General features: G+C 41.8%; 15 protein-coding genes and 1 tRNA gene. 6 read left to right on the forward strand and 10 right to left on the reverse strand.

Annotated features, from left to right (window positions below):
* Positions 1 to 15: 15 nt before the first annotated feature.
* From QUE61_RS03000 to QUE61_RS03015, 4 genes are read right to left on the reverse strand one after another with little or no spacing between them, the layout of a single operon-like run.
* Entirely contained in the window at positions 16 to 3,060 is a 3,045-nt protein-coding gene (locus tag QUE61_RS03000; protein ID WP_286307531.1) for a type I restriction endonuclease subunit R, read from the reverse strand.
* Entirely contained in the window at positions 3,057 to 4,355 is a 1,299-nt protein-coding gene (locus QUE61_RS03005; RefSeq protein WP_286307532.1) for a restriction endonuclease subunit S, read from the reverse strand. Before QUE61_RS03005 ends, QUE61_RS03000 begins: the two co-directional genes overlap by 4 nt.
* Complete coding sequence (locus tag QUE61_RS03010) at positions 4,352 to 6,091, reverse strand: type I restriction-modification system subunit M (protein ID WP_286307533.1); 1,740 nt, start codon at positions 6,089 to 6,091, stop codon at positions 4,352 to 4,354. The genes QUE61_RS03005 and QUE61_RS03010 overlap by 4 nt, the downstream gene beginning before the upstream one ends.
* Entirely contained in the window at positions 6,088 to 7,719 is a 1,632-nt protein-coding gene (locus tag QUE61_RS03015) for an RNA-binding domain-containing protein (RefSeq protein WP_286307534.1), read from the reverse strand. The genes QUE61_RS03010 and QUE61_RS03015 overlap by 4 nt, the downstream gene beginning before the upstream one ends.
* A gap of 205 nt (positions 7,720 to 7,924) precedes the next feature.
* On the opposite strand from QUE61_RS03015, the gene QUE61_RS03020 reads away from it, so the two are divergent.
* From QUE61_RS03020 to QUE61_RS03030, 3 genes are all read left to right on the forward strand, one after another.
* On the forward strand, positions 7,925 to 8,581 hold the full coding sequence (locus QUE61_RS03020; protein WP_286307535.1) for a recombinase family protein: 657 nt from the start codon (positions 7,925 to 7,927) through the stop codon (positions 8,579 to 8,581).
* 163 nt (positions 8,582 to 8,744) lie between these two features.
* Positions 8,745 to 9,170, forward strand: coding sequence for a hypothetical protein (locus tag QUE61_RS03025; protein WP_286307537.1), 426 nt, complete (start codon positions 8,745 to 8,747; stop codon positions 9,168 to 9,170).
* Positions 9,167 to 9,706: a hypothetical protein gene (locus tag QUE61_RS03030; protein WP_286307539.1), complete on the forward strand. Its 540-nt coding sequence runs from the start codon at positions 9,167 to 9,169 to the stop codon at positions 9,704 to 9,706. Before QUE61_RS03025 ends, QUE61_RS03030 begins: the two co-directional genes overlap by 4 nt.
* Positions 9,707 to 9,841: 135 nt before the next feature.
* Here QUE61_RS03030 and QUE61_RS03035 read toward each other — a convergent pair whose 3' ends face one another.
* From QUE61_RS03035 to QUE61_RS03045, 3 genes are all read right to left on the reverse strand, one after another.
* Positions 9,842 to 10,693, reverse strand: coding sequence for a hypothetical protein (locus tag QUE61_RS03035; RefSeq protein WP_286307541.1), 852 nt, complete (start codon positions 10,691 to 10,693; stop codon positions 9,842 to 9,844).
* Complete coding sequence (locus QUE61_RS03040) at positions 10,690 to 11,370, reverse strand: hypothetical protein (protein ID WP_286307542.1); 681 nt, start codon at positions 11,368 to 11,370, stop codon at positions 10,690 to 10,692. Before QUE61_RS03040 ends, QUE61_RS03035 begins: the two co-directional genes overlap by 4 nt.
* Before the next feature lie 233 nt (positions 11,371 to 11,603).
* A tRNA-Met gene (locus QUE61_RS03045) sits at positions 11,604 to 11,680 on the reverse strand.
* A 211-nt stretch (positions 11,681 to 11,891) separates the two neighbouring features.
* Here QUE61_RS03045 and QUE61_RS03050 point away from each other — a divergent pair.
* Genes QUE61_RS03050 through radA form a run of 3 tightly spaced genes read left to right on the forward strand, consistent with a single transcriptional unit; the run spans position 11,892 to position 15,590 of the window.
* A complete protein-coding gene (locus QUE61_RS03050; protein WP_286308257.1) occupies positions 11,892 to 13,733 on the forward strand; it encodes a potassium transporter Kup in 1,842 nt (613 codons plus the stop codon).
* Complete coding sequence (locus QUE61_RS03055) at positions 13,733 to 14,227, forward strand: hypothetical protein (RefSeq protein ID WP_286307545.1); 495 nt, start codon at positions 13,733 to 13,735, stop codon at positions 14,225 to 14,227. The genes QUE61_RS03050 and QUE61_RS03055 overlap by 1 nt, the downstream gene beginning before the upstream one ends.
* A 1-nt stretch (position 14,228) precedes the next feature.
* Complete coding sequence (gene radA / locus QUE61_RS03060) at positions 14,229 to 15,590, forward strand: DNA repair protein RadA (RefSeq protein ID WP_286307546.1); 1,362 nt, start codon at positions 14,229 to 14,231, stop codon at positions 15,588 to 15,590.
* 6 nt (positions 15,591 to 15,596) lie between these two features.
* Here radA and prmB read toward each other — a convergent pair whose 3' ends face one another.
* The 3 genes from prmB to dapD are packed head-to-tail and all read right to left on the reverse strand — an operon-like array spanning position 15,597 to position 18,507.
* A complete protein-coding gene (prmB, locus tag QUE61_RS03065) occupies positions 15,597 to 16,469 on the reverse strand; it encodes a 50S ribosomal protein L3 N(5)-glutamine methyltransferase (RefSeq protein ID WP_286307549.1) in 873 nt (290 codons plus the stop codon).
* Positions 16,470 to 16,527: 58 nt separating this feature from the next.
* Positions 16,528 to 17,676: a succinyl-diaminopimelate desuccinylase gene (dapE, locus tag QUE61_RS03070; RefSeq protein WP_286307550.1), complete on the reverse strand. Its 1,149-nt coding sequence runs from the start codon at positions 17,674 to 17,676 to the stop codon at positions 16,528 to 16,530.
* 3 nt (positions 17,677 to 17,679) lie between these two features.
* Positions 17,680 to 18,507: a 2,3,4,5-tetrahydropyridine-2,6-dicarboxylate N-succinyltransferase gene (gene dapD / locus QUE61_RS03075; RefSeq protein ID WP_286307551.1), complete on the reverse strand. Its 828-nt coding sequence runs from the start codon at positions 18,505 to 18,507 to the stop codon at positions 17,680 to 17,682.
* Between the last annotated feature and the right edge of the window lie 155 nt (positions 18,508 to 18,662).

Here is an 18,662-nt window from a genome sequence, read left to right on the forward strand (position 1 = left end):
AACTTCAAAGGTTGATTAAAAACTTCTCATTTCACTAAAAACCTTTTTAGCAAGCAATTCCTTAAAGCGCTGACGTAGTTTTTCGTCGTTCAATAACTTAGTGGTCATAGCCCGGTGACTATCCATGGAGGATATTAAGCAATCAAGCATTTCTTCTTCAAACTTTGGAGACTGAATGAACTGAGATTCATCGTTTGCTTTTGCTTGTTTTTGAAGCTCTTCATTCTCCATCATCTTATTGTGTGCGTTGTTAAAAAGATTAATTCGATCAGTCTCGCTTATATCAGGGAACAGATCATTTAGTTTATTTAATAGCTCTTCCAGCTTTACTAATTCCGGATCTTTAGCTTTACCAGTTCCCGCACTCGTTACACCCTTGAGTCCTGTTTCCCCCTCGTCCGGAGAGCCTAACTTAATAGAAACTGCTTGACCGCTCTTAATCTTATAGTGGGTCATCTCTAGCCCAGCCAGATCTAAAGGTAACTTACGGTTTTCAGGTCTAATGAGCGGCGCAAGATGGCGATAGAACAAGTATCTCGCCTCAAGGTCTGTATCGGCGTAGTTAACAATCTGGGACAAGAATTCATAAAGTCGACAGAAGCTACCTAGATCCTTTTCAAACATGGTCAGGCGGTCGATCTGTTCTTTATCTTCTTTTACTTCAGCCTCTATGAAAAGACCATTAAAGCGTGACACCGGGGAGCTTAAGGCTGCTTGAATATCTTTTTGGCGCGCATCTCGTCTGCGATACGCCTCAATGAAGTTATGAATATCTTGCTCAGAGTAAATATGTTGCTGATCGAGCTTAGTGGATAAGTCATAAACAATGTCAGGATTCGTAGTTGCTAATAATTGCGAATGCTCGTAATAAGGTTCGAAAGAGAGGCGAATGGTTTCAACGTCATTTACAAAATCAAGAACATAGGTGATATCTTTTCCTGGGTACGTACGGTTTAGGCGTGAGAGGGTTTGAACCGCTGTAATTCCATCAATTCGCTTATCAACGTACATTGCGACAAGGAGAGGTTGATCAAATCCAGTTTGAAACTTATTGGCTACGATCAGGATTTTATTTTCCTCGTTCGCAAAGCCTTCCCGAATTCCACCACCTTTTAATTGTTTATTCATATTGCTTTCAGTGAAGGTTTCCGCGCCGTAATCGGGATCTTCCACGTCACCTGAGAAGGCGACAAGGATTGACATTTCCTTGTCGTAGCCCTCGGACTTAATATATTTTTCCATCTCAATTTTGTAGCGAACCGCTGCTTGACGAGAATCGGTTACAACCATAGCTTTTGCTTGACCGTCTAGGCGCCACATGACGTTGGCGCGAAAATGTTCAACAATAATGGAGACTTTTTGTGAAATGTTATGAGGGTGAAGCCTTACCCAGCGCGCAATCGTTTTAGCGGCTTCGGATTTATCGACGTCTTTATCATCCCAGTCCTTACCGCCATGGGCTAATTTATACGCAACACGGTAGGGGGTGAAGTTCTGAAGAACATCTAGGATGAATCCTTCTTGAATCGCTTGTTTCATGGTGTAGAGGTGAAAGGGCTGAGGAAGTCCGTATTCATCCTTACGCCCAAATAGCTCCAAGGTTTTTCCTTTTGGGGTTGCGGTAAATGCGATAAAGCTAATGTTCGTCGGTAAAGTGCGCGCCTCTGATTCCCTTATTAAAAAATCCTCAGAAGATTCATCTTCTTCAAGAACTTGTTGTTCACCGCCAAGAACTTTTCGTAGCTGGCTGGCGGATGAGCCTGTTTGGGATGAATGAGCTTCGTCAGCTATGACAGCGAAGTTTCTATTCTTAAGTGTTGTGGTTTCCCGAATTTCCTTGAGGATGAAAGGGAAGGTTTGAAGAGTCACAATCACAATCATTGCGCCATGTGTTAAAGCTTCAACCAACTGTCCTGATTTAGAGCCGCGGTCTGAGTCAATAGAGACTACAACACCTGCTGTTGATGAAAACTGACTAATCGTATCCTTTAATTGCTCGTCTAAAACGGTGCGGTCGGTAATAACAATAACCGTATCAAATACCTTCATATCGTTAGTATCATGTAGGGTTGATAGTTGATGAGCGCTCCATCCAATCGTATTAGACTTACCTGAGCCAGCCGAATGTTGAAACAAGTAATTCTTACCAGCCCCTTCGGTCTTCACCGCATTGATCAACTTTGTGACTGCGTCAAGCTGGTGATACCTTGGGAATATTAGAGTTTCAGAAGTTTTCTTTGCGCCCGATTTATCAGTAGTTGTTTTAACCTCCAACTGAATAAAGCTCTCTAGAATTTTTAACCAACGGTCTTTTTGAAAGATCTCTTCCCAAAGATAAGCTGTTTGATATCCATTTGGATTAGGTGGATTTCCTTTTCCACCTTCATAGCCCTTATTAAAAGGTAGAAAAAAGGTGCTCATACCATTTAACTTGGTAGTCATCCAAACTTCTGATGTAGAAACAGCAAAGTGAACTAACGCACCCCGTTTGAATTGAAGGAGAGGTTCTTCTTTCTTTGTCTCAGGGTCACGTGGATTACGGTCAGTCTTATATTGGTTTTTAGCGTCGTCAATACCTTGCGTAAAGTCAGTCTTGAGCTCGATGGTTGCTACCGGAACGCCGTTAACAAAGAGAACCAAGTCGATTGAATTGCGGTTGCTAGTTGAATAGTGAACTTGGCGTATAACGCGCAATCTATTCTTGGCGTAGCGTTCTTTAATCTCTTCATTGAAGCCATGCGATGGCGCAAACTGAACGAGCTCAAATCCGGTAGACCCAGCCCCAGTTGCTTTAAATCCCTTTCGTAATGCGTGAAGCGTTCCCTCGGTATCTAGAACCTTAACCAAACGATCAAGAAGGGTATTTGTGGATGCGCCATTATGAAAGCTCTTTAGCCGCTCCCAAGATTTGGGCTGTGTATCCTCAATAAAGCCTTTTAAATCCTCAGGAAATAAAGCGCGCTCGGGGTCATAGCCTTCATCGCTTTTGGAATAGAGCCATCCTTGTGACTTTAAAAAGTCGCAGACGTCATTTTCAAATTCATATTCGTTATGAATCATGCGATTTCCTTAGGCTGATAGTTACGAACATCTATCTGACCCGTGACTGCGGCTGAAATTAAAGCTGATCGACGTTCTTGTAATAGTTGAATAGCATTACTAGCCTGTAAAATTAATTGATCAAATTCGGCAGCTTTTTCTTCAATTACAGTCACGATATTTTTTTGCTCTTCAATATCAGGAAAACTGATTGAAAAATTCGTAAGCATGGGGCGTCTTAGGGAGTCAACTGTAGATTTTGCGCCACCCTCAAGAGCAACTTTAATAAAGTTTTCTTTAAAGAAATGAAAAAGATACTTACCGGTGACTTCTTTAAAATTATTCAACATATAAACACGCTGATGAAAATCAAACGGTCCATTAACGTAGTGGAATACTTTTCCAACTCCAGCCCCATCTCCCGCAGTTAAAATTGCTTCGCAGTCGTATGTATATGAGTTAATTCTTTCAATCGTTTGCGATCTAACAAAAAAAGGATAATCTCCATCCTCAACAGAATTTTCAGAATCTTTGTCACCTGTTCGAATTTCTGCTAAAAATTTTAATTTTCGAACAGTCCAATGCTTGGGGATAAGCCCTATCCAATCGATACCCGATTCTTTCATTTCTACAGTTCGATCAAGCCCTTTAGTCACAGCATTTGTTATGAAGACTCGATGCTTTTCTTTTAGAAGTTCAATCAGTTTTTCTTGTTCGGCGACAAGGATGGTGATTTTTTCGGTTTCAATTTCAAGAAACTTGGCTATTGCGATTTGTTCATTAAAAGGAGGATAAGCAGATCTTTCATTAAAGTATCTGTCTTGATCTAGGTTTTGTATTCCTGATGTTTGATTTATGGAGCCTATCGTTAGCCTTATTGAGTAAGCTGCTGAATGGACAAATCTCCAAAATGACGGATCCATATTAGGCGCAAGTTCAATCTTTGCTATAAAATTTGAGCAAACTGCTTTATGAGTACTTTTATAAAGAACTACACATCCGACAGGTTGATTCTCTCCACCACCAGATTTTTCTATTAAAAGATTACCTTTTGATAAAGTTCTGCTGAGCTGTTCTTTTTCAGTTACGTTTCGAATAGTAGGTACTTCTTGCTGAACTTCCAGTCGGATACGATTAAAGTCCGCCACTCTTACGCATGGGATGTCATACTCATTTCCATTCGCATCGTTTCCCCATATACCATTTCTACATGTTTTTATAGACACTTTTAAACGTTCAACATTCCAATGGACCGGAACTTCACCAACCCACTCAACACCACTATTTTTATACTCAGGATACCGAGGAAAGGTCATGCTGATAGCCCTCGAATCATTTCCACGATTTTGTCAGTTGTTTTTTTCAATTCTGTATCAATTTCAGATAACGCTCTAGGTGGCTTATAAACATAAAAGTGTCGAGTAAAAGGTATTTCATACCCCACTTTAGTTTTCTCCTTATCTATCCATGCGTCTGGCGCATGGGGTAGCACCTCCCGCTTGAAATATTCTTCGATATTTTCTTTCAGTGGAACGTTTTCTGTATCTCGCAAGTTGCTATCTGCTTGCGGATTTCCTTTTGTCTTTCCCTTAGTTGATATTACAATTTTTCCTTCTTCATCTAACAAAGGTCGTTCTACTGTAATTGTTGTATATCCGAAATCTTGCGCATCAAAAATCTTAGAGTTTTCATTTTCATCAAACTCTCCATAGAGTTTGATGATTCGCTCAATGTCAGTCTCTCCTAATTCTTTACGTTTCGAGCCAAGACTTTTACGCATTTTTTGGAAAAATTCACTAGCGTTGATAAGCTGAATTTTTCCTTTTCGTTCTTTAGCTTTGTGATTTGACAATACCCAGATGTAGGTTGATATACCCGTGTTGTAAAACATGTCAGTAGGTAATCCAATTATCGTCTCTAGTAGGTCTTGCTCAATAACCCACTTGCGAATTTCACTTTCTCCTGAGCCAGCTCCGCCAGTGAACAACGGAGATCCATTTAAAACGATTGCGATACGCCCACCGCCTTTTTCAGGCTCTCGCATCTTACTGATTAAGTGAAGCAAGAAGAGCAAACTTCCATCTGAGATGCGTGGAAGACCTGGACCAAAGCGCCCAGCGAAACCTAAGCGTTCATACTCATCCTTGACTTCCTTTTCTGCTTTCTTCCACTCAACACCAAAAGGAGGGTTAGAAAGTCCATAGTCAAACTTTACTCCCGCATGACCATCATTTTTTAATGTATCTCCAAATTTAATATTGCTTATATCCTGACCTTTTATTAGCATGTCGCCTTTACAGATGGCGTATGACTCTGGATTTAATTCTTGTCCGCTGACAATTAGGGTTGCGTCAGGATTTAAACCATTGGGTCCAGTTAAGTATTCTTCAGCAATAGACAACATTCCACCTGTACCAGCTGTTGGGTCATAAAGTGTTCTTATTACTCCAGGTTTTGATAATGCTTCGCTATCTCCATGAAACAATAAGTCCACCATCAATCGAATAACTTCTCTTGGCGTAAAGTGCTCACCAGCTGTCTCATTTGAGAGTTCAGCAAACTTTCGAATTAACTCCTCGAATATAAGACCCATATCAGCGTTGCTAACTTGATTGGGGTGAAGATCGATTTCTGAGAATTTTTTAGCTACGAGAAACAAGAGATCAGCATTTGCTAACTTATCAATCTGGTCATCGAATTCATACTTTTCAAAAATATCGCCAACATTGCTTGAGAATCCATTGATATAGCTTAAGAGGTTAGCCTTTATTTGCGTAGGCTGCGCAAGAGCCTTATTAAGATCTAATGGGGATGAGTTATAAAAACTTTGTTTAGCAATTCTGGTTAAGAAGGGCGTTGGGTCTACGCCTTCAGCAGTCCTTTTTTTAAATTCTTCAAGAACCTTATCTTTAGTTGGTTTGAGAATACAGTCTAGACGTCTGAGAACGGTAAAGGGAAGAATGACTTTTCCATAGTCTGACTGTCTATAGCTTCCTCTTAGAAGATCAGCTACAGACCAGATGAATGATGATAGATTGGATGCGTTGCTCATAGGCTTTGTGACTTCTTGCTGAAATGATTTGTTATGTATGTCACCATCTTGGGACCATCTAACTTATCTGTTGCGGGGTTTGTACGAACATAGAAGTCGTTATCGTCGACATAAATTGGAATAGGCGATTCTTTACATTCAACTAGAAGAACATGCTTATTAAAGATTTTAATTAATCTGTAGTCTATAAAGTCGTAGACTTGACCACCAATTCGTTCTTTTATTAAATTCCGAAATTTTAGTAGATAGTCATCATGTGTTTTGTAAAACTTTGCGACTTCATAGTCAACTCCACTAATTTCACCAGAATCGTTTACACCAATGACAAGTGTTCCCCCAGAACTATTCATAAATGCGGCTATTGTTTTGACCACCGAAAGTTCAATATATTTTTCTCTTGATTGTTTTTTTACATCGAGGGTAAGCGTCTCTTTAAATTCCGTTTGCTTGGATTCGCCGCTACGAATAAGAGACATAACCTTATCGGAATCAGCTAGACCGCCCACTACTTCCAACATGATGTCAATCTGTTTCAAAGTAGTATCTGAGCTAATGGGGTTTACAGCTAAATCATCTTCAAATTGACTAATTACATCTTTAACTTTTTTTAATTTTGAAATTGAATTGATAATTTCTAACTGCTCTTTCAGCGGTGGTATAGAAACTTCAGCATCATTTAAATTCTGAAGCGTAATGTTCGGAATGAAAGACCCCGAATTTAATGAATTTAAAATTAGTTTTCCTAGTCTTGAGCAAAAAAATGACTCTAAATATTTCGCATCAACGAGTTCATGATTACATACACATTGGTAAAAGTTACTGTGGTTAGAGCTAAGATTTTCAATGTTAGACGTTACAGGCTTAGTTCCAACCTTATGTATGTACAAACTGTTGGATAAATTATCAAAATTTGATTTTGGTTTAACTGAATTTATAGATCTAAATAGATCACTCAATTTTTTTGTACCAAATTGCTTATATTCAGTTTCCAATGCTTGAATGTGTTGGTGTATTTTCCATCTTGAAAATCCTTGAAACTCACCGGGTTTGATAAAAATACCTTCTTCTAAGTTATTTCCCAAACTCTCGTTTACTATTTTTTTTGCTAAATGATCTGCTTGATCCTGGTCTTTTAATTCACAAATAATTTCTTGTGCGATTAAACCTTTTTTGACTAAAAAAAATGGAATTCTTAGGTTTGTGTAGGGCTTAAATAAGCCTTCCGGTGAATCAATAATCGCCAAAAGCTCAGCTTGATTATTTAATAATGATCTTATTCCTCTTTTGGTATTTTGAATTAATATGTTTTCACCAATTGAAAACATTAGTCCACTCTCATTTAGCAAGTTAATACTTTCTAGTATTGTTTTTGTAATATATGAGCTTGACTTACCATCAAACTCGACCTTCATACCTATTGGTAAATCGGCGAGTATTAAATCCCATTTTTCTGAAACGTTGATGCTTTCCGAATAATTCAATACTTTTTTCTTTTCACATACTATTGAATTAAAAATATTAAATTGTGAGTGATTCAATATTAGGACGTTTTTGGCTTTTAAGTTCTCGATAAGCGAATTTATGAAAGTGTTGATGATCACTTTTTTTTCTTCATTTATTTCGATCATTTTTATTTACCTTGATAGTTTCATTTGGCTCATAGTAAATAATATAGTTATTAAGTTTGTAAAACTTGCTACAGCGAGTCGAACGGGCGTAAAAACCGCCCAATAGCGAACCTTCCAAAAAACAAGTTAAGTCCTTGATTTTCTTTACCTTAATTCAGTTTAAAGGTAAAATTATCATATAAATCATGGACTTAGGAGGTTTTTTATGGCGATTTTTGGTTATGTGAGGGTGAGCACCCTTCAGCAGGCGAATGAAGGGGAGAGTCTAGAGACCCAGTTAAAGCAGATTACCTCCTATTCCAGCCTTAAAGGGTATGAAATTCCTCCTGAAAACTTCATAACAGAGCGTGGGGTGAGCGGAAGTATGGAGTTTGAAAAGCGTCCAGAGGGTTCAAGGCTCATCGAACGACTCTCTGGTGGCGACATTCTTATCTTTTCGAAGTTGGACCGAGCCTTTAGAAATACTAGAAACGCTTTAAATACCCTCCACGACTTAAAAGAGCGTGGAGTATCGGTTCACTTTATCGATCTTGGTGGAGATGTTACTAACGATGGAATTGGGTCAGTAATTTTTACTATCCTGAGTGCGTTTGCGACGTTTGAGCGTGAGCGTATCGCAACTCGAATCCGAGAGGTGAAACAGGTTCAAAAGGCTGAGGGTCGATTTTTAGGAGGTTTTACTCGCTTCGGATACAAGGTGGTTAATGAGCGACTAGTAAAAAACCCCGCACAGCAAAAGATCATCAAAGAGATGAGGGATATGCGAAGGAGGGGGATGAGCCTCAGGAGAATTTCAGGTTGGTTAAATCAAGCCCACAACCTGAAGATGTCGCACTCGACAGTAGCCACATTAATAGCTTGATTACTAATTATGGCGTGTCCTGTTACTTAATAGAGACATTAAATTAACTAATTACTTTAGTAATTAGTTAAAAAATTCTTTTGAGTCTGTTATAAAAAAATGCTTGTGACTTCCGTAATTTTGTTGTTCTATAAAAAAAGAACTCGATTATGGAGACCTAATTTTGAAAGAAATAAACTTAATCATTCCAGATCATCCTTATTCAAGAAAGTACAACTCATTAGGTGGATGTGAGGATATAAAGAGTCATCAGTGGATTCACTGTAATGTAAAGTTTATTGCTAAACCAGTTGCTTACGATCCTATTAAAAAAGCATTTTGTACTCTAAGCCCATTCACCAAATTAGGTTGGCGCATGCTCAATTGTCCGACTGAGACAATCAGCAGATGGACTATTAAAGACAGTCCAGTCGCTACTCAAGAGGGAGATAGTTTATGGCTATCATTTGAGATACTGGAAAAAATTCCAGATGCTTTTCTTAAGTTCCTATCAAAAAAATTTGAAATAAAGATTAAATTAACTTACTATCCGCCATACGTAATACAGTCAAAAGAGAAAATCTTTTTTGAAAATAAGGAGATTTTTTGAAAATTACTCTTTTATATAAAAAATACACAAGCTACTTTTGGTATGGGACTTTTTGTCTTGCTATTCTTTTATGGATTGGATATGAAGATTTAACAAAGTATGACAAGATGCTTGAGGATTCAAGTGAAATCAAAATTTATTTGAAACTAGATGGATCTTTTTCAGACTCTAAATTTAAAGAACTTGAAAAAAACAAAGGTAAACAATTTTGGGTTCATCAGCTTAATCAGGTTGACAGGAGGCTAGCGAGTTACAGAAATATTGATAGAGATTACACAAGCAATATCTTGGATAGCAGAAGACTTCGTAATAAAATTACCGAAGATTCCTATTTAAAAAGACTAAGCGAAGTAAAATCAGATAATGAAAAGAAATTAATCCAAAACTCCCATGAAGTTAGTCAGCTCAAACAAAAGGCTGATGATCTTGAAGTGGATAGTAACTACAAATTCGCTAAGGAAATGGCTGAAGTAGAAATACCAAAGTATGAAGCTTTGAGAGCTTTAATTTTACTTAAGCTTGAGCAATACAAGTAATCAGTTCAATATATTAAAAACCATAAAACTCACCCTCAAACTGAGATCTTCTAAAAGGTAAACAAGTCCGCAATCTGAAGATGTCGCACTCCACAGTAACATCTCTTTTATAAACTTTATAGTCATAAAGCTATTTTAGTTAGCGGTATATTTTTTTAATTCGCTATTCCAAGACATGTTTTCACCATTATTCGTGATGGTAGCTTCGCTTAACTCACCTTCAAAACCAACTCCACCATCATCGTAGTTGACGATTAAATGACCTAAGTCTTTTGAATTGAAGAGCCATTCACCTTTGTACCTCTTCCCCTCATACCAATATGGTTCCACTCTTCTGACAGCTTTACCCTGAACGATAAGCTTCCATGTTTTCTCTGACACGGAACAGCCATGTAGCTCATTACCCCATTCCACAGATATGACTATTGGCTGAACAGATTCTTTTGGCTTCTCCCATAATTCTAAAATCGCCTCATCACTTAAGTGATCTTGCTCGGTAGAAAATAAAAAATCACAATTACGCAAACTTTGATAAAAGTGTTCGGTATCAGCAAACGCACCTTGGAATACCGCAACCGCTCCACCTTGACCATGAATCTCCATAGTCCAACCGAGGATGGCGGTATTTCCATCACCCTTATTTAATTTCACTGCGTGAACAGTTGGACAGTCATAGCCGTCGCTATTTTCCAGAACCTCAGAAATCAATTGACGAGCATACTTAATTCGTAACTTATTGGTTACTGGCTCATCCGACTCTTGGTTAGCGATTAGTTCAGAGTCCGAAAATTTCAACCAAGCCAGATGGTTAAGATTTAAAACGATCAGCTCATCATTACCCCACCCAGACACCAAGTCATCCCAAGCTTCCGTTTCATACCAATTAACCAATTCCCCAATATTCACTGGTAATGGTGTTTTTTTATAAAAATGATCAATAACTTGATCGCTAATTGGGAGGAGTGAAGTTGGTAGTTTAGTTGTCATGAAAATCTACCTAAAAACCCAAGCTCTACTTGCTTTACAGCATCAGCAATTGTTTTGAAGCCGATATAGACGTAACCTTCATTTTCGGTTAAAGAAATAGAATTTGCTTTTAATTTAATTTCAGTGAACTTTGATTTCATTTGAATTGGAACTTTTCCAATGTGACCATGTACAAACCGATTTCGAATTTCTCTAAGCACATCAAATGTCGCCCATGTTTGAGATGGAATGCTTATTTCACACCCAGCAACTGTTTTAAGCCATTTAATATAGCGATTAGCTAATGGAATATTTTCTTTTGGAATCGCCCCATCAGAGTTCATTTCAATTCGAGCTGATTCTATGACTTCAAGTAAAAAACTTTCAAACAATGAAAACATCTGTGTCAACATAGCCGAAAAAATAAAGTTGTCAAAATATTCAATATCTGATGAAGTTATTTCGAAATGAATATCGTTAAGTTCAGAAGAATTTTCCTTGGCTTTTGTAATTATCGATGATGTTTTTGACTCCAAAATAAACTGTCTTGATGCTTTTAAATTAAGTAAAAAATAACGTTGAAGCGAAGCAAATTTACTCTCGAATTCAAAAAACGGTTTATAAAATAAACCCTCGGTTGAATATAGCTGCTCAATATTGAGAAGCTCATCTAGATCAAAAAGATTTTGTGTATTCAACTTGTAGCTTTCATCTCAGTAGGGATATGCTTTGTGCGTAGCTAAAAAGTAAGTGAAACAAGCTAGTTTTTAGAAGCTTAAATATTCTTAGGTATTTTGTAGTTTGATGGATCGCCCGAGATTTTGGAAGACGTGAAAACCATCAAAGTAAATAGTTTGATGGTTTTGTGGAGAAAATGAAATCCCTAAAAAGCAAAAAGCCCTTATAAAATAAGGGCTCTAAGTCTGAAAACTGGTTGCGGGGATAGGATTTGAACCTATGACCTTCGGGTTATGAGCCCGACGAGCTGCCAGACTGCTCCACCCCGCGTCTGAATTTTAGATTCTACCATTTATGGTGCATCCTTGTCTAGTTGAGGGGTACTGTGACACCTCAAGTGAGCGTATCATATAGGCACTGTAACTATCGGGTAGCCCTCCGGATGTCCATTAGTAACCCAGAATTTTCCAATTCATCCTTGCTTAAGCCGGTTGAAATTCACGGCACCGATGAGCATCCTAAAAAGAGTCTGCCCCTCATCATGCTTGCTGCGATTGGGGTCGTCTTTGGTGATATTGGCACAAGCCCTCTTTACGCCCTTAAAGAATGTTTTGATCCTACACATGGTATTGCCTATAGTCGTGAGGCGCTCTTTGGTGTGATTTCTATGATGATTTGGGCGCTCTTAATTGTTGTAACGCTCAAGTACGTATTTGTAGTGATGCGTGCCGATAACAAAGGTGAGGGTGGTGTACTTTCGTTGATGGCCTTAGCACTGCGTTCGATTAAAAGTGATAGTCGACAATATTTTCTGATTATGGTGATGGGAATGTTGGGCGCTTGCATGTTGCTTGGTGAATCGGTCATTACCCCCGCAATTTCGGTGCTATCCGCTGTCGAAGGAATTGCGATTGCAACACCGACCCTAGCTGACGCTGTGTTGCCTATATCTGTCATTATTCTGGTGGTACTTTTTGTGATTCAACGTTTTGGTACTGCAGCGGTCGGTAATTTATTCGGCCCGATTACCTTGATGTGGTTTATTGTGCTCGCCATATTGGGACTCATGAATATCGGTCATGCCCCTGAGATCCTGGGTGCATTTAATCCGATGTATGCATTGCAATTTGTAGTGGACTATCCCTTAACTGCTTATATCGTCATGGGCGCGGTAGTCCTAGTGGTTACTGGTGTGGAAGCACTCTATTTAGATATGGGCCACTTCGGTAAAAGGCCAGTGCGCTATGCATGGCTCTTTTTAGTATTGCCGTGTTTATTAATCAACTATTTAGGCCAAGGATCTCTACTTCTTGCTAATCCTGCTGCAGTGACTAATCCGTTTTATTTGATGGTGCCAGAGTGGGCTTTGTGGCCAGTGATTGGTTTGGCTACTGCCGCAACCGTGATTGCCTCGCAGGCTGTGATTTCAGGGGCATTCTCTCTGGTTAACCAAGCTATTCTTCTTGGCTTTGTCCCTCGTATGAATATCTTGCACACCTCTATCTCTGAGCGAGGTCAGATTTATATTCCTACAGTGAACTGGACTTTATTGATCATGGTCATTGTGACTACCGTTGAATTTGGAGAGTCAGTCAATCTCGCAGCAGCGTACGGGATTTCAGTGAGCTCGACCATGCTGATCACCACCATTTTATTGAGCATTGTGATGCGGCGTGAGTGGCATATTAATCCAATCATTATTTTTGTGATGATCATCTTATTTTTTGTTATCGATTTTGCCTTTTGGACAGCTACTTTGATCAAAATTAAAGCGGGGGGTTGGTACCCAATTGCCCTGGCTTTCTTACTTTTTACTTGCATCATTACATGGTATCGAGGCCGTCAGCTACTGCGCAATAAGCTCATTAAAGAATCAATTCCATTGGAGATGTTCATTAAAAACTTGTTGGCGCATCCACCCCATCGGGTCGATGGTACCGCTATCTTTCTGACGCCGCATATTGATTTTGTGCCGGCAGCCATGCTTCACAACCTCAAACATAATCATGTGATGCATCAGCGAATCTTTTTTCTTAAATTGAGTACATGGGATGTACCGTTTGTGCGCGACGATGAGCGCTTATCGATTAAAGATTTGGGTGGTAACGTGTTTGTAGTTCGTAGCGTGCATGGTTTTAAAGAAACGCCAGATATGAATAAAGTTCTCGAATTGATTACCAAGCAGTATGGCCAACCCTTTGATCTCATGGATACCACCTTTTTCTTGGCGCGTGATGCCATTACCCCATCCAAATCACCAGGCATGGCGGTATGGCGTGAGCGTCTTTTTGCCTGGATGATGCAAAACGCTGCTAAGCCATCGGATTTTTATAACATTCCGGCCAATCGCTTAGTCGAGTTGGGCGCCAAGGTTGAGATTTAATGACGTATAAAAATCGATCATTCGCCTTTGCCATTCTTTTTGGATTGACGATTGCCCCGGTCAATGCATCGACAAGTGACGAGCTTGAGCTTGAAAAGCTTAATCAAATCGAGACCCAACTTACCTTGCAGCGCGAATGGGCCGAATATCGTTGGAAGAAAACGAGTGCGGAGTGTTATGACAAGTTCTTTGTTAACTCTTGCCTTGGTGATGCGCGTGCGAAGTACCGGCGTGAAATTGATCCGATTCGGGCGCAAGAGGTTTTACTCAATGAAAACCAACGTATTATTAAAGAGCGTATCAAGACTGAACGCGATGCTCGCAGGGCTGCTGAGCGAGCTGATCCGAAACGTGCTCAAGAACGCGCTGAGAATGAAAAAGCATTTTTACAAAAACAAAAGGATGCGGCAGCCCGTGCTGCAGACATAGAGGAGCGTCGCAAGGATGCCCCACGACGTGCCCAAGAAAATAAATCAGGCGTGAAATTAGACTGATATGGCGAAGACCAAAACCCTCTATGTTTGCCAAGCGTGTGGAGGTAGCTCTCCTAAATGGCAGGGCCAATGTCCTGCATGCGATGCATGGAACACGCTTGAAGAGTCTTTGGCTGAGACCGCCAACCATCGTTTTCAGGGATTGGCCAAGTCAATCCCGCGACAAAAATTAGTGAGCATTGATGCGCAGGATTCGCCTCGTTTGCCCACAGGAATTACGGAGCTCGATCGCGTGCTGGGTGGGGGATTGGTGGCGGGCGGTGTGGTCTTGCTCGGCGGTGATCCTGGGATTGGTAAGTCCACCTTATTATTACAAGCCCTCGCTGAGCTGAGTATGCAAGGGATTGATGTTTTATATAGCTCCGGGGAGGAGTCCGCCGCTCAAATTGCATTGCGTGCTCAGCGAATTTCTTTAAATGCGCCTCAACTTGAAATCTTGGCAGAGATTCAGTTAGAAAAGTTATTGCTATCGGTTGAGGCTGCGCAGCCGCAGGTATTGGTGGTTGATTCTATCCAAACTTTATATTCCGAGGCATTCACATCCGCACCTGGATCAGTCGCTCAGGTGCGTGAGTGCGCCGCCCAGTTAACACGTCTCGCAAAGTCAAGTGGCATCTGTATTTTATTGGTTGGTCACGTGACCAAGGATGGTCATCTAGCTGGTCCACGCGTACTTGAACATATTGTCGATACGGTTTTGTATTTCGAGGGCGATACCCATTCGTCATTTCGCTTAGTGCGCTCGATTAAAAACCGTTTTGGCGCAGTTAACGAGCTTGGCGTTTTTGCAATGACTGAGAAAGGTCTCAAGGGTGTCAATAATCCGTCCGCTCTTTTTCTATCGCAACATCCGCAAACGGTGCCTGGCTCCTGTGTATTGGTAACGCAGGAGGGGAGTCGGCCGCTATTGGTTGAGATTCAGGCACTGGTTGATACGGCGCATATCCCTAACCCCAGGCGCTTAGCAGTCGGTTTAGAACAGGCGCGTTTGGCGATGTTATTAGCCGTCTTGCACCGTCATGCTGGAATCGCTTGCTTTGATCAAGATGTTTTCCTCAACGCAGTGGGTGGGGTCAAAATTACCGAGCCCGCCGCTGACCTTGCTGTTCTCCTTGCCATCACATCCTCAATCCGCAATCGCGCCCTACCAAAACATTTGGTGGTATTTGGTGAGGTTGGTTTGGCCGGAGAAATTCGCCCATGCCCGCGAGGTCAGGAGAGACTCAAGGAAGCTGCCAAATTAGGATTTAAGATCGCGATCATTCCAAAGGCTAATTTGCCAAAATCAAAAATTGCTGATTTACAAATGATTGCAGTCGAGCGAATTGATGAGGCGATTGCTGCTGTCAACGACCTGTTCTAGGAAGTGCTAGCGACGTAATTCCCCTGCCTCAATCAAGCAGACCTGCCGATCGCCCGCAGATACATCCATCCAAATCGGAGAAAGATGCCCAAAAGCCTTTTGAAAATGATCATATTCATTACCGATCTCAAGTACTAATGCGCCACGTTCATGGAGATATTCGCCGGCCGAGTGAATGATCTGACGAACCAGATCCATGCCATCTGATCCACCAGCAAGTGCCTCGTGCGGTTCAGCACGGTATTCTGGAGGCAGAGCTTGCATTGATTGCTCATTCACATAGGGTGGATTGCAAACAATTAAATCAAATCGTAAATCCTGCTCTGCAATGGGCTCCCATAGGTCGCCATGCAGTAATTCAATGCGATCGCATAAGTGATGGCGATCGAGATTGCGAGCAGCCAGAGCCAGGGCCGGTAAAGAGAGATCACTTGCCACAACCCGCAAGTCAGGATAGTGAAGGGCCATGAGAACTGCCAGTGAACCATTACCAGTACATAAATCAAGCACCTTGCCATCCGCGGGTAACCAAGACTCAAGGGATTCATGAGCGATTAACTCGGCGATGAATGAGCGCGGGATGATGCTTTGCGGAGTGCAGTCAAAGGGCACCCCCATTAACCACGCCTCGCCCAAAAGGTAGGCAAGAGGCTGACGTGACTCAATCCGTTGTTGAGCCACCGCGAGAGCCTTTTGGCTAAGCTCCCCAGAAATCATCGAGTCCAAATGCTCAAGAGTTTCTGAGGGCGATTGCTCCAATTGCTTACTAACAATCCACAATGCCTCAGATTGTGCATTACTCGCACCATGACCGTAATGAAGATCGGCCGACTCCAAAAGATTCTGAACGCGTTGACAACACGCATCAATTGTCATCATCGGCAAATTGGTTGGTATGGGAGTGGGGTCCATGCGCAATAGCTTACCCAGCAAATCCTTAGGCAATTAGCTTTTCGAGTGCGCGACGATAGATATTCTTTAGAGGTTCAATCGAGTTAAGTGCCACGCGTTCGTCAATCTTGTGACTGGTTGCATTCACAGGTCCAAACTCAATGAGCTGGGAGCAAATTTTGGCAATGAACCGACCATCGCTGGTGCCACCAGTAGTCGAGAGCTCCGTTTGAACTTGGGTTTCAGCCAAAATGGCCTCACGCATAGCGCCAGCTAATTCGCTATCCCCCGTTAAGAACGGTTCGCCACCTAAGGTCCAGTCGATGCTGAACTGAAGCTTGGTGTCTCGCAAGATCGATTCGACCCCAGCTTTTAACTGCTCTGGCGTACTTTCGGTTGAGAATCGGAAATTAAAGTCAATCACCAACTCGCCCGGAATGATATTGTTTGCACCGGTACCGGCATGAATGTTTGAGATCTGAAAACTGGTCGGCTGAAAGTATTGATTGCCGCGATCCCACTCTTTGGCAACCAATGCTGCTAGCGCTGGAGCGATCTCATGAATTGGATTACGACCTAAATGAGGGTAAGCAATATGCGCCTGAATTCCTTTGACTTTTAATTTTCCTGAAAGCGATCCACGTCGCCCATTTTTGATCATGTCACCGAGGCGCTCTACGGAAGTGGGCTCACCAATGATGCAGTAATCCAGTTTCTGACCCCGCTTTTTAAGGAGGTCGCATACGATCACGGTGCCATCATGGGCAGGACCCTCCTCATCACTAGTGATTAAAAAGGCAATCGATCCAGAGTGATTCGGGTGCTTTTTGACAAATTCTTCGCTTGCCACTACAAAACCGGCAAGCGAGGTTTTCATATCTGCCGCGCCGCGACCGTACAAAAATTGATCGCGCTCGGTAGGGGCAAACGGGTCATTGGTCCACTGCTCGAGTGGTCCGGTTGGAACAACATCCGTATGTCCAGCAAACGCCAGTACCTTACCTTGGGGGTTTGAGCCTCGCTTGATCGCCCAAAGATTAGTGACCGAGAAATGCTCCGGTCCGCTGACGATGGTTTCGACCTCAAAGCCAATTGCTGCTAAGCGCTTTGCAATCAGTTCTTGGCATCCACCATCCGCAGGAGTCACCGAGCGACATGCAATTAGCTCTTTGGTAAGCGAAAGGGCCGAGGTCATCAACTAGTCACGCAAGAGTTCGTTAATAGCGGTCTTTGCCCTGGTTTGAGCGTCAACTTTTTTCACAATCACTGCGGCATACAAGCTGTATTTGCCGTTGCTCGCTGGAATCGATCCTGGAACCACGACGGATCCTGCGGGTACACGACCGTAATGAACCTCACCGGTCTCGCGGTCATAAATTTTGGTGCTCTGACCAATATAGACTCCCATCGAAAGAACGCTGTTTTCTTCAATCACCACTCCTTCAACCACTTCGGAGCGAGCGCCAATAAAGCAGTTGTCTTCGATAATGACAGGGCCCGCTTGAATGGGCTCTAGAACACCACCAATGCCAACGCCGCCAGAGAGATGTACGTTTTTACCAATTTGTGCACACGATCCAACCGTGGCCCAGGTATCGACCATCGTGCCTTCGTCCACGTAGGCGCCAATGTTGACATAGGAGGGCATGAGAACAACGTTTTTGCCAATGAATGACCCGCGACGTGCAAAAGCCGGTGGCACCACCCGAAATCCACCTTTTGCAAAGTCTTCGGGTGAGTAATTTGCAAATTTGCTGGGTACCTTGTCGTAAAACTGAGTAAACCCACCTGCAGCCATTGGTTGGTTATCCTCGAGGCGAAACGAAAGCAGAACCGCTTTTTTGACCCATTGATTAACGTCCCATTGACCGACGGCTCGTTTCTGAGCAACACGAATGGAGCCATTGTTAAGACCCTCTAAAACAGTGCTAACCGCTTGTTTGATATCGGCCGGCGCTGAGCTTGGAGATAGATTGCCACGGTTTTCCCAGGCTTGATCAATGGTGTTTTGTAGGGCTTGCGTCATAAGGTGTGGATAACTATAGGATTGATAAGGATTTTTAGAAAAAACTCAATTTTGGATGCTTATCAATCATTATATTGGGGCTTGTACGGAAGGGTTAAATGGTCCTGGGATTGTTATCATCATGGATTAGAACGTTTGGACCATTAATCCCCTAA

The organism is Polynucleobacter sp. HIN5 (genome assembly GCF_030297555.1).
In the GTDB taxonomy this organism is placed as follows: domain Bacteria; phylum Pseudomonadota; class Gammaproteobacteria; order Burkholderiales; family Burkholderiaceae; genus Polynucleobacter.

Excerpts from the sequence above, each read along its gene's own strand:
- QUE61_RS03055 (WP_286307545.1), top strand. The coding sequence starts at position 13,733 with ATGACGTATAAAAATCGATCATTCGCCTTTGCCATTCTTTTTGGATTG.
- radA (WP_286307546.1), top strand. The coding sequence starts at position 14,229 with ATGGCGAAGACCAAAACCCTCTATGTTTGCCAAGCGTGTGGAGGTAGC.
- QUE61_RS03035 (WP_286307541.1), bottom strand. The coding sequence starts at position 10,693 with ATGACAACTAAACTACCAACTTCACTCCTCCCAATTAGCGATCAAGTT.
- QUE61_RS03005 (WP_286307532.1), bottom strand. The coding sequence starts at position 4,355 with ATGACCTTTCCTCGGTATCCTGAGTATAAAAATAGTGGTGTTGAGTGG.
- QUE61_RS03020 (WP_286307535.1), top strand. The coding sequence starts at position 7,925 with ATGGCGATTTTTGGTTATGTGAGGGTGAGCACCCTTCAGCAGGCGAAT.
- QUE61_RS03050 (WP_286308257.1), top strand. The coding sequence starts at position 11,892 with ATGCTTGCTGCGATTGGGGTCGTCTTTGGTGATATTGGCACAAGCCCT.
- QUE61_RS03000 (WP_286307531.1), bottom strand. The coding sequence starts at position 3,060 with ATGATTCATAACGAATATGAATTTGAAAATGACGTCTGCGACTTTTTA.
- prmB (WP_286307549.1), bottom strand. The coding sequence starts at position 16,469 with ATGATGACAATTGATGCGTGTTGTCAACGCGTTCAGAATCTTTTGGAG.
- dapD (WP_286307551.1), bottom strand. The coding sequence starts at position 18,507 with ATGACGCAAGCCCTACAAAACACCATTGATCAAGCCTGGGAAAACCGT.
- QUE61_RS03010 (WP_286307533.1), bottom strand. The coding sequence starts at position 6,091 with ATGAGCAACGCATCCAATCTATCATCATTCATCTGGTCTGTAGCTGAT.
- dapE (WP_286307550.1), bottom strand. The coding sequence starts at position 17,676 with ATGACCTCGGCCCTTTCGCTTACCAAAGAGCTAATTGCATGTCGCTCG.
- QUE61_RS03015 (WP_286307534.1), bottom strand. The coding sequence starts at position 7,719 with ATGATCGAAATAAATGAAGAAAAAAAAGTGATCATCAACACTTTCATA.